Here is a 14,348-nt window from a genome sequence, read left to right on the forward strand (position 1 = left end):
TAATTTTTTTAATAAAAATATAAGAGGAACTATTATGATTAAGTCTGTGTGTGGTTACTGCGGTGTCGGTTGCGGTGTCGAATATGAGAGCGACAAACTCAGCGGAAACTCATCTCATCCAATCAACAAAGGCACTCTTTGCCTAAAGGGTGCATCACAACTGAGTAGCATGGGACTTGATTCGAGATTTACATCCCCACTGATTCGTAAAAGTATCGATGATGAGTTTAGAGTCTCTTCATATGAAGAGTGCATATCTACTATTGCAGCGAAGATTAAAAGTACTCCAAAAGAGAGGGTCGCATTCTATCTTTCTGGGCAGTTGCTCACAGAGGATTATTACATAGCAAACAAACTTGCAAAAGGGTTTATCGGTACAAACAGCGTAGATACAAACAGTCGTACATGTATGGCAAGCGCTGTTGTTGGTTACAAAAAGAGTATTGGTGCGGATTTTGTTCCTCTTAGGATGAATGATATTTTTAGTGCAAATTTGCTTATTTTAGCAGGAGCAAACACGGCGGAATCTCATGTAATCTTTCATAATAAGATAAAAAAAGCAAAAAAAGATGGACTGCGTGTTGTAGTTGTTGACCCTAGATTTACAGAGAGCGCTAAGAGTGCGGATATTTATCTGCCCATAAAAGTTGGTGGTGATATAGATTTTTTTAATCTTATATCTAAGAGGTTAATTGAAGAAGAGCTGTATGACAAAGAGTTTGTAAAAAACAAATTAAATGGCTTTGAAGCCCTAAAAGATGGGCTTTTATCTTTGAAAAGTGAAGATATGCTCAATGGTTGCGGTTTAACGAATAAGCAGTTTGAAGAGTTTTTTTCTCTATACAAAGAGAGTCAAAACATTATCACAGCGTGGACGATGGGGATAAACCAGTCATCTCAAGGCGTAGATAAAAACCTCTCGCTTATAAACACACACCTTCTCAGCGGTAAGATTTTCAAACAAGGAAACGGTCCCCTTAGTCTTACAGGTCAGCCCAATGCAATGGGTGGAAGAGAAGTCGGAGGACTCTCAACCATGCTTGGTGTTCATCTTGGTTTTGATGAGCAGAGTATAGAAAAAGTATCAAAATTTTGGCATACAAAAAATATAGATAACAAAGCAGGAGTCTGTGCAACCCAGATGTTAGAGGGTGATTTTGATGTTCTCATTATCTGTCACACGGATCCAATCTATCATCTTCCAAACAGAAATAAAAATGAGACTCTTATAAAAAGAATCCCATTGGTTGTAGAGATAAACGCATATGACAATTCTCAAACCTCAGAGTTTGCACATATAAGGATTCCAGCAACTCCGTGGGGCGAGAAAGAGGGGACTCAAACAAACTTGGATAGAACAATCACTAAACAGCAAAAACTCGGTAAAACATTTAAAAATATCAAAGCAGATTGGGAGATTTTTATGCACTTAGCCCAAGAGTTAGGCTATAAAAAAGAGTTTGACTATAAAAATCCAAAAGAGATATTTGAAGAGTATCAGCAGATGAGTAAACTTAACAGCTATATGGATATGAGCGAAGCTTCTTATGATGAACTCTCAAATAAGCCATTTGTTTGGGGAGAGAAGATTAAAGATTTTCTCACTCCCTCAAAAAAAGGAAACCTCTTTTTTGTCCAAAATCTAAATCTCAGTGAAGCAACAACTGATGAGTACCCGTTTTTACTTCTAACTGGAAGAACAAGAGATCAGTGGCATAGTGGAACAAAGTCCGCAAATGTGACATCTTTGATGAAGTATAAAGCACTTAATTTTTGTGAAATAAGCCCACGAGACGCAACTAGAATGAGTATAAGAGATGGTGATAAGCTAATAGTGTCATCCATAAGAGGCTCTTTAACAACTAGCGCACTTGTCAGCTCTAGTGTAAGAGAAGGAGAAATTTTTATCCCAATTAGCAACAGCGATGTGAACTATCTTACAAATAATCTACTAGATCCTGAGTCACTGCAACCGGATTACAACCATAGTGCAGTGAATATTGAAGTTGTGTATAAAAAATAATCAATAAATTGCCTACTATAGTTTTTGTAGCTGATAAAATTGTGACTATATTCGATAGAGATCGGAGTTACGATGCAAGAGTTACAAAAAGCTTATGACGCAAGAGCAAAAAAAGTAAATAAAATAGAAGAGATAAAAGCGCTTAGAACTCCAAAAGAGGCTTTTGAGATGCTGGAGCAGTATGCAAAAAATGGTTATGACTCAATTTTAGAGGAGGATAAGAGCTACTTTTTGAAATGTTTTGGAATTTATGATAAAGACTCACAAACACCAAAAAAGTTTATGATACGAGTTCGTATAACCGGTGGATATCTAAATGCAGCTCAAGCAAAAGTTTTAGGTGAGATTGCAAAAGAGTTCGGAGATGATTACATAGACATAACCACAAGAGCGCAGATAGAGTTTCGCTTTATAGATATAAAAAACATACCGCTAATTTTTGAGAAGATGAGAGCTGTTGGTATAAGCTCTTATCAGACTGGCGTGGATAACTTTAGAAACATAGTAACAGATCCACTTGATAGTCGTGGATTTGACAATGTTTTACCATCATTTTTGCTGCTCAAAGAGCTCGAGAGCACTTTTTTACATAATTATGAGTGGATAAGTGCACTTCCAAGAAAGTTTAACACTTCAATTACAGGCTCAATCTCAAACAGATGTAACGCTTTTAGTCATGATTGCTGTTTTGTGTTAGCTCAAAAAAATGGTATCTATGGCTACAACATGTATCTCGGCGGAAAAGTTGGAAGAGTTGCAAAAAGTGCAGATATTTTTTTACTTCCAAACCAAGTAAAGTTCGCATACAGCGCACTGACGGATATTTTTAGAAGATTTGGTTTTAGAGATAATAGAAATAAAAACAGACTCTCATTTTTGATAGAAGCCGTTGGAATGCAAGAGATAAGTAGCGCAATAAGAGAAAATGCTGGGATTCAGTTTTTGGGTGCTGGTGAGACTATGACAAAGCTTGATTTTAATGATCCAGATCACGGAAAAGTACAACTGCGTGATGGAACTTTTGGAGTTCATATGATTGTCCCTGCTGGAATATTTAGCGGAAGTGATCTGATAGAAGTCTCACGCACAAGCGAGAAATTTGGAAATGGTGAAATTCATTTTGATATAGAGCAGAGCATCTACATATTTGGGGTTGTGGATTATGATGCTCTTTTGCAAGAGAAGATATTTCAAAAATACAAAAGTGTAGATTCGCCATACAAAAACCATCTAATCGCCTGCGCAGGTTCACAGCATTGCTCGTTTGGAGTTATAGAGAACAAGAGCGATGCGTTAAGTATGGCGGAGTATCTTGAAAAAGCTGTACCGCTAAGTGATGCAAGAATAAGAATGTACTGGTCTGGATGTGTAAAAGGATGTGGTCTGCATGGGCTTGGAGATATAGGATTTGAGGGTTGTAAAGTAAAAATTGGCAATGAAATGGAAAGCGGTGTGCACATCTCTTTGGGTGGAAAAATAACAAGTGAGGGGCTTGAGGGATACAGCGTCATAAAATCCGCTCCGCTTAGATATGCCAACTTTTATGTAGAGACACTTATGCTTGAGTATAAAAGATTAAAAAACAGAGATGAGAGTTTTGAACTATTTAATGAGAGAGTTCTAAAACTCTACACACCCTCTGCAATAGGCTTTTTAATGAAACTTGGTGCTTATTTGAGAGAGCGAAAAATAGATATAGAGATAGGTTTTAGCGAGAGAGTAAACAGCGGAAAAAATGAGGAGTTTGAACTCTTTGAGATAGGCAGAAAGCTTTACTATAAACTCTCACAACAAGAGGCTTACTCGGCATATGATAGATTTACAAACACTCTTAAAAATGAGAAACTTCAAAATATTCGCTCCTTAGCACCAAATATAGATGAAAATCTTGCTCTGCTTTGTGAGAGAATCTTAGACACTAAAGAGTCCAATAGAGCGGTTGTTTTCTCGGAAATTGTCTCTTTTATATCACTGGATTAGAACTTCTTTTTTATTTTTTAGTGCTACTCGCAAGTCAGGAGATTTCTTCAAAGCAATATCAAAGAGAGTTTTAAGTATCATTCGCGTAATTGATACAAAGGAATTGTATGGCTAACAAACGGGTATTGGTTAAGTTTTCAGGTGAAGCACTTGCTGGTGAGGCGGGTCATGGAATCGACATGCAGATTCTAAACTATATCTCTTTAGAGATAAAATCACTCGTAAATGCAGGCATAGAGGTAGGGATTGTTGTGGGTGGTGGCAACATTATTCGCGGAGTAACAGCGGCTCAAGATGGAATCATCAAGAGAACTTCTGGTGACTATATGGGAATGTTGGCAACAGTTATAAACGGCGTTGCAGTACAAGAAGCTTGCGAGCATGTAGGACTTCAAGTTCGTATGCAAACAGCCATAAAGATGGAACAGATAGCTGAACCGTACATCAATCGTCGCGCAGTTCGTCATTTGGAAAAAGGCCGTGTTGTAATTTTTGCAGCAGGAACTGGAAACCCATTTTTCACAACAGATACGGCTGCAACACTAAGAGCTGTAGAGATTGGTGCAGAGGTTATTATAAAAGCTACAAAAGTCGATGGTGTTTATGATAGAGATCCAAATAAATTTCCAGATGCTAAAAAAATGAATGTTTTAACATACGATGATGCAATGAGCGATCACATCAAAGTAATGGATGACACTTCAATCGCCTTGGCAAAAGACAACTCCCTACCAATTATAGTTTGTGATATGTTTAAAAAAGGTAACTTACTAGACATCATAAACGGCAATACACAAAATTGCTCGATAGTTAGGTAGAGATTAAAAATAAAGTTATTTAAGTAGCTCAAAAGGACGAGTTCCTTTGAGCGTTCAAATCAAATGAGGGGATTCCCTTCATTTTATAAAATAAAATTAAGGGAAAACAGTATGAAAGTAGAAGTATTAACAGCAAAGATTTTAAATGATAATCCAAACATAGATAGATACCAGTTGGCAATCGCAATAGCAAAGAGAACGGATGAACTTTTAAATGGTGCAATAAGTAAGCTTAGTGCTTCAAAAAATATAAAGGCATCAGATTTGGCTTTAATGGAAATGGCGGAAGGTCTTGTAAAAGTCAAAGGTTTTATAAATATATCTGAATAAGGATCTACCCTGAGTCAAATTGATATAGAGACGGTCAAGCATCTCCAAGATGTTGACTCAGCAATCAACTATCTTTTTTTACAGATTCCACAAAGTGATGCTCTTAAAAATGCTTTAGAGTACTCAAAAAAAGCTCATCAAAATCAGTTTCGCAAAAGTGGTCAGCCATATATTGTTCATCCAATACTGGTGGCAAGTATTGTTGCATCAATTACAAATGATGAAGCTATGGCTATTGCTGCTCTCCTTCATGATGTAGTAGAAGATACAGAGATATCCATAGACGAAGTAAATTCTGTTTTTGGAAGCGATGTTGCTCACCTGGTTGAGGGGCTTACAAAAATAGATAGCATAAGAGATATAGAGTTAATCTCATCTAGCTCTAACGAAAAGCTAGTTGTCTCAGCGCTCTCTTTTAGAAAAATGCTTCTTGCTAGTACCGAGGATGTAAGAGTTCTGGTCGTGAAGCTTTGTGACAGACTTCACAATATGTTAACTCTAGACGCTCTCTCTGAGCAAAAACAGCAACGAATAGCAGAAGAAACACTTGTGGTTTATGCTCCAATAGCTCATAGATTGGGTATCTCTTTTTTAAAAAATATATTAGAAGATTTGAGTTTTTCATACCTTTTTAAAGAAGAAAAGCAAAATATTGATAACTATTTTGAGTCACATTACCACGCTATTGAGATGAGACTAAGTGAATTTAAGGAGTTGATTAACAAAATCCTTATTCAAAATGGTTTTTGCGAGGAAGATTTCGAAATACTCTCGCGTGTAAAACATAAATACTCTATCTATCTGAAAATGCAAAGAAAAGGTGTTGGAATAGAGGAGGTTTTAGATCTCTTAGCTGTTAGAATCTTAACAACAGACGCAGTTAAATGCTATAACATTCTAGGCTTGATTCATCTAAACTTCCAACCACTCTCCTCAAGATTTAAAGATTATATAGCAGTTCCAAAAGATAATGGCTATAAAACAATTCATACGACGGTCTTTTATAATGCAGCGATTATTGAAGTTCAAATACGAACCTATGAGATGCACAATACTGCAGAACTTGGCGTTGCTGCTCACTGGAAATATAAAAATGGTGGAAATAATAATATAAAACTAGATTGGCTTAATAATCTAGGATATCAAAATGAGTCCGTCGAAGATTTTTATGATCTTATCAAAAATGATCTCTACAGTGAAGATATATCTGTTTTCTCTCCTAAGGGTAAGGTTTATACACTGCCTCGTGGTGCTGTCGTTCTCGATTTTGCATATGCGGTTCATACGGAAGTTGGAGACAATGCAAAAGCTGCATTAGTAAATAAAACTAAAACATCACTTCTTGCAGAGTTGCAAAATGGAGACATTGTAAAAATAGAGCTCTCAGATAAACCAATAACAAGATGTAGTTGGATTGATGCAGTCAAGACATCTAAAGCAAAAACAAATATGAAGCATATGTGTAATGCTAGGGTTAAGGATATAGATTTAAAATCTAGTGTAAATATTTTAGCAACGGCCATGAATCTAAATAACTCAAGAGTTGAAGAGTGGTTTGAAGAGAGCAATTGCGAAAAAAGAGCAATGATTCCTGTGGATATTGACCACTTTCATGAGGTTATTAACAAGTATATTTCAGAAATAAGGCAAAATAGTCGCTTTAAGGGGTTCTTGTCTAAACATAGATTTAAACTAAGACAATTCAATCTTAGAGATTTAGAAATATACAGCACTTCGCATATAAGCGATGTTGTTTTTGACTACTGTTGCCATCCAAAGAACGGAGATGAAGTAATGGCTTTTTTAGAGAAAGGAAAAGCGCATGTTCATCATAAAATGTGTAAAACAGCAATAAAAAAAGTTGAAGCAAAAGAGCCAATGGTTTTTGTGAGATGGGAAAAGACAAATACATATAACTATAATATGATAGTTTCGCTTCATAGTGGAGTAGGGACTTTAGCTGAATTTCTAAATTTTTTAGCAAAACTAAAAATAGATATAAATTTAATAGAACTTGGTAAAAACAAAAGTGAGTCAACAAAATTTTGTGAGATAGGCTTTGAGTCAAAAGAAGCGGATATTAACGCGCTGCGTGTTAAGATTGAGCAAAAAATAAAAGTTATACATCTTATCAGAACTGATGATGCTTATAAATAAAATTAAAATAGGAAAATATAGAATATGTTACAAGTTGCCCTAAAAGAGATACGAAGAGGAAGTGCCGAAATCATTGATGATGCTAGGATTGAAAAGTTGCTAGAAGCATATTTTAAAGATGGTAAAAGCTACACTGTTAAGGCTGGGTTTGATCCAACTGCGCCAGATTTGCATTTAGGTCACACGGTTCTTTTGCAAAAACTAGCAGCTTTTCAGAAGTATGGAGCAAAGATTCAGTTTTTAATAGGTGATTTTACAGCACAAATTGGTGATCCAACAGGAAAAAACGTAACAAGAAAAACACTAAGTGCCTCTCAAATACAAGAGAATGCAAAGAGTTATAAGGATCAAGTTTTTAAAATTCTTGATGCTTCTAAGACGGAGATTGTTTTTAACTCTCAGTGGATAAATGCTCTTGGAGCAACTGGAATGTTGTCTCTAACAACTACTTTTAATGTAGCGAGAATGTTAGAGAGAGATGATTTTGATAAAAGATATAAAAGCGGTACTTCTATCGCTATAAGCGAGTTCATATATCCGCTTTTGCAGGGCTATGATAGTGTGCATCTGGCGAGCGATATCGAGATAGGCGGAACAGACCAGAAATTTAATCTTTTAATGGGTCGTCATCTTCAAAGGGCTTATGAGATAGGTAAAGAGCAAGCCGTGCTTATGATGCCTATTTTAGAGGGTTTAGATGGCGTTCAAAAGATGAGTAAATCTTTAAATAACTATATTGGAGTTGCTGATGAGCCAAATGATATGTTTGGGAAGATTTTAAGTATATCTGATGAGTTAATGTGGAGATATTATGAGCTTCTTAGTGCAAAAACATTGCAAGAGATTGAGCTCTTAAAAAAAGGTGTAGAAGATACAACTCTGCATCCAAAAACAGTTAAAGAGAATTTAGCTCTAGAGATAACTGCTAGATTTCACTCACAAGAGTTAGCCAACAGTGCAAAAGCTGAATTTGAAAAAGTGCACTCAAATCATGAAGTTCCAACAGATATAGAAGAGTTTAGTTGTAAGGGTGAAGTTTGGGTAGCTAAAGCCTTAGTAGATTGTGGTATGGAACCATCTACTTCACAAGCAAGAAGAGATATTAAGCAAGGTGCTGTTAAAATAAATCAAGAGAAGATATTAGACGAACAGTTACAATTGGTGGCTGGAGAGTATATTCTTCAAGTTGGAAAAAGAAAATTTGCAAAATTGAAGGTAGATTAATGAGTTTTGAACCATTAAAAATAGGTAAGCACACTATACAGAAACCGATTGTTCAAGGTGGTATGGGTGTTGGCATTAGTTGGGATAAACTTGCCGGAAATGTTTCAAAAGAGGGTGGTCTTGGCGTTATTAGCGCTGTTGGAACCGGCTATTATGAAAACAAAATACATGCTTCAAAATTAGTATCGGGAAGACCTCTTGATTCGCTCGGTTTTTACTCAAGAGAGGGTTTTGATGCTATTATAAAAAATGCAAGAAAAGTTTGTGATGATAAACCACTAGCAGCAAATATTTTATATGCTATAACTGATTATGGGCGCGTTGTTAGAGATGCTTGTGAATCTGGGATTGATATTATCATAACTGGAGCAGGACTTCCTACAAATATGCCAGAGTTTACGGAAGGTTACCCAGATGTAGCACTTGTTCCTATTGTTTCGTCTGCGAAAGCGCTTAAGATTATCTGCAAAAGATGGCAGATGAGATATGGCAGGCTTCCAGATGCAGTAGTTCTTGAAGGTCCAAAGAGCGGCGGACATCAGGGATTTACCTATGAACAGTGCTCAATGCCTGAAAATCAATTAGAAAATCTTGTTGCACCTGTTGTTGCAGAGGCTGCACTATGGGGAAATATCCCAGTTATTGCAGCTGGTGGAATTTGGGATAAAAAAGATATAGAAGAGATGCTCTCACTAGGTGCAAAAGGCGTTCAGATGGGGACTCGCTTTATTGCAACTCACGAGTGCGATGCTCATGAAAATATGAAGCAGGTTCTAATAGATGCAAAAAAAGAGGACATTGTGCTTATGGCTTCACCTGTTGGCTATCCGGCACAGGGTGTTAGAACTAATCTCACAAGACTAGTAGAAAAGCGAGAAGGTCCAGCGATAAAATGTATATCAAATTGCGTTGCTCCTTGTAATCGTGGAGTAGAAGCAAAAGAGGTTGGTTTTTGTATAGCAGATAGGCTAAGCGATGCCTTTGAAGGGAATCTTGAAACAGGACTCTTTTTCTCTGGCACAAACGGATACAAAATTGACAAAATTATTTCAGTAAAAGAGCTGATGGATAAACTTATAGATGGTGAATAATTCAATATGATTCGTTTACTCTCTATTTTTTTTATTTTCTATATAGCCCTTTATGCTCTTAGTGATGAAGCGTCACTAAAAAAAGCAGATAGACTTTTAAGAAGTACAAGTAAGAGTGATCAATTTAGAGCATATGATAGCTATAAAGATATGTATCTTCGTGCCGTTATGTCTGGCGATTCAAAGCTAGAGAGTAGTTCACTAAAAGGGATAGTCAAAAGTGGAACCCTTTTAGATATAGATGTTTCACAATATTCAGATGAGTTAAAAAACAAAACACCAAAACAGGTAAATTTTAAACAATCAAAAGAGATAGCAACAGCAGCGTTCGATGAAACTAAAACTAAAAAGCAAGATGATATTTGGAACAGATCATTAAACAGCTTGGTTGGCACCGAATGGGTGGAGTCTAAACTTATTTTAACATTTGATAGAGAGCTCAAAGAGAATGAAGTTCACTATTTTACACTTCACAACCCAAAGAAAAATCTATATAAATATGTTTTTGATATATCTTCATCGGCTTTAATAAAGTCACAAATTATCAAAAAAAATGGCATAGATAAGATTAAGTTTGCACAAAATGGCTCTGACTCTATAAGGATAGTGATAGAAAATAGTACAAAAATAGAGATAGAACACTCTCTTGAATCCGAAAAACTTATCATTAATCTGCAAGCAAACTCAGTCGAAGAGGCGAGAAACGCTAGTTTGCCACCAAAAAGAACTGATAGAACAAAAACCATAATGATTGATGCTGGTCATGGCGGTACAGATCCGGGGGCTATTGGATATAATAAATATAGAGAAAAAGATGTTGTTTTTAGTATTGCTCAAGAGTTAAATAAAATTCTAAAATCTCGTGGATACACGGTGTATATGACGAGAGACAGTGATGTTTTTGTAAAATTAAGTGGTAGAACTAGATTGGCAAATGATAAGGGAGCAGACCTTTTTATCAGTGTGCATGCAAATGCTGTCGGTAAAGAGAGTTCTGAATCAGTGAATGGAATAGAGTGTTTTTTCCTCTCTCCATCTCGCTCAGACAGAGCTAAGAGAATTGCCTCCAAGGAGAACTCGGCAGATATTAGTGATATGAATATGTATGCAAAAGATAGTATTTTAAGCCTAGTTAACCATCATAATATTTTGGCTTCAAATAAACTAGCAATCGACCTGCAAAGAGGAATGCTCGGCGCTCTTAAATCAAAATACGATGGTGTAGTTGATGGTGGAGTTAGAGAGGGACCATTTTGGGTTTTGGTTGGAGCATCTATGCCATCGGTTCTAATAGAGGTTGGTTTTATAACAAATCCAACGGAGGCAACAAGATTGGTTGATTTGAAATACCAGCAAACAATGGCAAAAGGTATGGCAGATGGGGTTGAGAGGTATTTCGCCAATAACTGATGTTGTGCATTTAAACTGACAATTCCCCTTTGTGTAGAGTATAAAAATGAAGCTTAAGCCTCTTTTTTATACTCCAAATCCCCTGCAACAGCCTCTTTTTCATTTATAAGACTCTCAATCTGCTTCTTTACTTTATCGTAGCGATACTGCTCTTTAAAGCCTATAATTCGCCCTCCAGAAGCATTTGGATGTCCTCCTCCATCTACCCACTCTTTTGATATTTGTGAAACGCTTACTTTGTTGTTTGCTCTAAAACTCATAGTTCCACGGTAGCTTACATCTACTATGAAATCATACTCTGGATACCCAAGTAAAAAACCATTTCCAACTATTGATGTATTTCCAACACCGTAGCTTAAAAAGCCTCTATAGCCTTTATAGTAGATTGTTTTTTCACTTCTTGCCTCACCTAGAAGTTTAACAATATATTTTGTTGCAAGATTATCCAGTGTGTCATTGTTCCCATCTCTAAAAAATCCTTTTTTAAGATTGTGAATATTTTCATCCAAAGTAATGTTTGCATTTTCATTATCAATATATTTTGTTGATGCCATAAGAAGCGAGATTTTATAGTTGTTGTCGTCATCTGCAAACATAATTTTATTGAGCTCTCTGGCTTCAGATATAAGACGCATACAAACTTTTCCATATTCAAAGTTCTCCGTCTCCTCCATTTTCCATAAGTCAACAGCATTTACGATATTTACAAACTTTTCCATCCAAGTGGGCTCATTAAATTCAAAATTCTCTTTTGCATAATCATATGTCATTTTTGTAGCACATCTTGATGTATCAAGGTTGTACCAACTGTATTTTTTTGCACTATCCTCGCCGCTTCCATGGTGATCAAGAAGCAGAAGTGTAATATCTCTTTTATTCTCTTTTAGCTTATTTACTTCATTGTCAAGCCATCTTGACTCATCCGCAGTGAGATTTAAATCAGTTATAAGGATAGTTGCATCTACGGTACTTTTTGTAATATTTTCTACGATTAATTCAAGTGTCTGTTTCACTTCCGCACCATAGTTTGCATTGTAATTAAACAATTTATATGGAGTCTGTTTCATAACCAGTTGACAACTGTAGCCGTCAAGATCGGTATGTGATAGATGGTGGATGGTTTTAGTGTTCATTTTTTTCCTTAAATTTTTATAGAGATTGAACCCATAACCTCAAAAGAGGCGCTTGAGTCTATCTCTGCATGCGAAAGTGTTACGATATCAAGAGAAAATCTTTCAAAAATCTCAGCAATTCCTCTGCGTAGTTGTGGATCAACAATAACTATAACTGGAGAGATTCCTTTTTGTAGAAGCTCTGCTGCTTTTGCACTTGTTGCTTGTATGAGGGCGTTAATCTCTGCAACATTAAGCATGAGGGTTCTTCTTCCATCTATCTCTTTGGATTTTTCAAGCATAAGTTGTTCTGATGCCGTGTCAAATGTGAGAAGTCGTACGATTTTATCTTCACCGGTGTAGAGTTTTGTAATAATGCGAGAGAGTTTTGCTCGTACTTGTTCTGTGATAATATCTACATTTTTTGTGTACTCTGCTATGTCTGCTATGGTTTCAAGTATGCTTAGCATATCTTTAAGCGGAATTTTCTCATGTAAAAGAGCTTTTAGAACTCTTTGAATTAGCCCAATAGAAGCCACTTTTAGTAAGTCATCAACAATAACAGGAAAGTCAACTTTGATTTTATTGATGATAGTCTGAATCTCTTGACGAGTAAGTAGATCTTCCGCATTTCTTTTGACAAGCTCGCTCATATGTGTTGAGATAACAGTTGCGGGGTCAACAACTGTATATCCATTTATGATGGCATCCTCTTTTTGCTCAGGATTTATCCAGAATGCATCAAGTCCAAAAGCTGGTTCTTTTGTTGGCTCTCCATTAATCTCCCCAGTTGCCATACCACTGTCCATCGCTAAAAACTTATCTGGTTTTATCTCTCCCTCACCGATAGAGATACCCTTTAAGAGTATTTGATACTGTTGTGGTTTTAGATGGAGGTTGTCTCTTATGCGTACTTGTGGCATTAAGAAACCAAAATCTGAAGCTATCTTTCTTCTCATAGAGCGAATTCTCTCTAATAAATCGCCACCTTGATGCTCATCAGCTAAACGAATGAGTTGGTAACCAAGGGTTAATTCAAGCATCTCAACTTTAAGTATATCTTCAAGTGCATTTTGTTCATCTTGTGCAATCTCTTCGTTTGTTCTTTTGAACTTTTGAGGAGCCTGTTCGCCTGATTGTTGATCTTTTGATTTTGAGGACATCTTGTTAGCAGTATCAAGTATGCCAAACTCGCCTTTTTCAAATTTATATAAAGACCAGCCAAGACCAGCAAAGATGATACCGACAAGACCCATAGATATAGTAGGGAGTCCAGGAACTAGTGCGAACAAAATCATAATGAAACCAACAATCATCATGGTTTTTGCGTTACCCATTATCTGGTTGATTGCACCCTCAGCGAAGTTGTCGCCCTCACCAGATGAGCGAGTAATCATAATACCAGTTGCAGTAGAGATGATTAGCGCAGGGATTTGTGCAACCAAACCATCACCGATAGTTAGAAGTGTAAATGTGGATGCGCTATCAGCCATGCTCATATTGTGTTGAAAGACACCAACTAAAAATCCACCAATAATATTGATAAGAGTAATGATAATGCCAGCAACTGCATCACCTTTTACAAACTTACTAGATCCATCCATTGCTCCGTAGAAGTTGGCATCTTGAAGGATTTCAGCTCTTCTTTTTTTTGCTGTTGCGTCATCAATAAGTCCAGCATTTAAATCGGCATCAACAGCCATTTGTTTACCAGGCATCGAGTCAAGTGTAAAACGAGCAGCAACTTCCGCAACCCTTGTTGAGCCCTTTGTGATAACCATAAAATTAATAAGGACTAATATGGAGAAGATAATAATACCAATTACAAAATTTCCACCAACAACAAAGTTACCAAAACTGCTAATAATATCACTAACGGCTTCAGGTCCTTCACTTCCTTTGCTTAATATCAATCTTGTTGTAGCAACATTTAACGAGAGCCTAAAGAGCGTTATGATAAGGATGAGAGTTGGAAATGTTGTTAAGTCAGTTGGTTTTGGAATATATAGTGAAATAAGAAGAACTAAAACAGCTACGGCGATAGAAATAGTAAGAAGAAAATCTAGCATCCAAGATGGTAGAGGGACAATAATAATGGCTAAAATAGCCATTACGAAAGCAACTACACTTAAATCTTTTTGCCCAAGTAGAAAGTTTAAGGCTGTTCCGACTTGCTGTTTGGTTGTGAGTTTTTTTGCCAATT

10 protein-coding genes are annotated in these 14,348 nt (G+C 36.4%); 8 read left to right on the forward strand and 2 right to left on the reverse strand.

Annotation, left to right across the window (positions count from 1 at the left end):
* The first annotated feature begins 34 nt into the window (after nucleotides 1–34).
* From PHV22_RS00950 to PHV22_RS00985, 8 genes are all read left to right on the forward strand, one after another.
* A complete protein-coding gene (locus PHV22_RS00950) occupies nucleotides 35–2,023 on the forward strand; it encodes a molybdopterin oxidoreductase family protein (RefSeq protein ID WP_295021515.1) in 1,989 nt (662 codons plus the stop codon).
* A 72-nt stretch (nucleotides 2,024–2,095) separates the two neighbouring features.
* Nucleotides 2,096–4,003, forward strand: a complete 1,908-nt coding sequence (locus tag PHV22_RS00955) for a ferredoxin--nitrite reductase (RefSeq protein ID WP_295021513.1) — start codon at nucleotides 2,096–2,098, stop codon at nucleotides 4,001–4,003.
* Nucleotides 4,004–4,110: 107 nt separating this feature from the next.
* Nucleotides 4,111–4,821 carry a UMP kinase gene (gene pyrH, locus PHV22_RS00960; protein ID WP_295021511.1) on the forward strand — a complete coding sequence of 237 codons (711 nt, stop codon included), beginning with the start codon at nucleotides 4,111–4,113 and terminating at the stop codon, nucleotides 4,819–4,821.
* Between the two features lie 111 nt (nucleotides 4,822–4,932).
* Entirely contained in the window at nucleotides 4,933–5,151 is a 219-nt protein-coding gene (locus PHV22_RS00965; protein WP_295021510.1) for a DNA-directed RNA polymerase subunit omega, read from the forward strand.
* Nucleotides 5,152–5,160: 9 nt separating this feature from the next.
* Nucleotides 5,161–7,308, forward strand: a complete 2,148-nt coding sequence (locus PHV22_RS00970; protein ID WP_295021583.1) for a RelA/SpoT family protein — start codon at nucleotides 5,161–5,163, stop codon at nucleotides 7,306–7,308.
* A 24-nt stretch (nucleotides 7,309–7,332) separates the two neighbouring features.
* Nucleotides 7,333–8,532: a tyrosine--tRNA ligase gene (tyrS, locus tag PHV22_RS00975; protein ID WP_295021509.1), complete on the forward strand. Its 1,200-nt coding sequence runs from the start codon at nucleotides 7,333–7,335 to the stop codon at nucleotides 8,530–8,532.
* The gene (locus PHV22_RS00980) at nucleotides 8,532–9,623 is read left to right on the forward strand and encodes a nitronate monooxygenase (protein WP_295021507.1); all 1,092 of its coding nucleotides are present in this window, start codon (nucleotides 8,532–8,534) and stop codon (nucleotides 9,621–9,623) included. The genes tyrS and PHV22_RS00980 overlap by 1 nt, the downstream gene beginning before the upstream one ends.
* Nucleotides 9,624–9,629: 6 nt before the next feature.
* Nucleotides 9,630–11,033 (forward strand): N-acetylmuramoyl-L-alanine amidase, encoded by a 1,404-nt coding sequence (locus PHV22_RS00985; RefSeq protein ID WP_295021506.1) that lies wholly within the window; start codon nucleotides 9,630–9,632, stop codon nucleotides 11,031–11,033.
* 53 nt (nucleotides 11,034–11,086) lie between these two features.
* On the opposite strand, the gene PHV22_RS00990 is transcribed toward PHV22_RS00985, so the two are convergent.
* Both PHV22_RS00990 and flhA read right to left on the reverse strand, forming a co-directional pair.
* Complete coding sequence (locus PHV22_RS00990; protein WP_295021504.1) at nucleotides 11,087–12,166, reverse strand: phosphoesterase; 1,080 nt, start codon at nucleotides 12,164–12,166, stop codon at nucleotides 11,087–11,089.
* A gap of 8 nt (nucleotides 12,167–12,174) precedes the next feature.
* The gene (gene flhA / locus PHV22_RS00995; protein WP_295021502.1) at nucleotides 12,175–14,346 is read right to left on the reverse strand and encodes a flagellar biosynthesis protein FlhA; all 2,172 of its coding nucleotides are present in this window, start codon (nucleotides 14,344–14,346) and stop codon (nucleotides 12,175–12,177) included.
* Nucleotides 14,347–14,348 lie beyond the last annotated feature (2 nt).

This window comes from Sulfurimonas sp. (genome assembly GCF_028713515.1).
Taxonomy (GTDB): domain Bacteria; phylum Campylobacterota; class Campylobacteria; order Campylobacterales; family Sulfurimonadaceae; genus Sulfurimonas.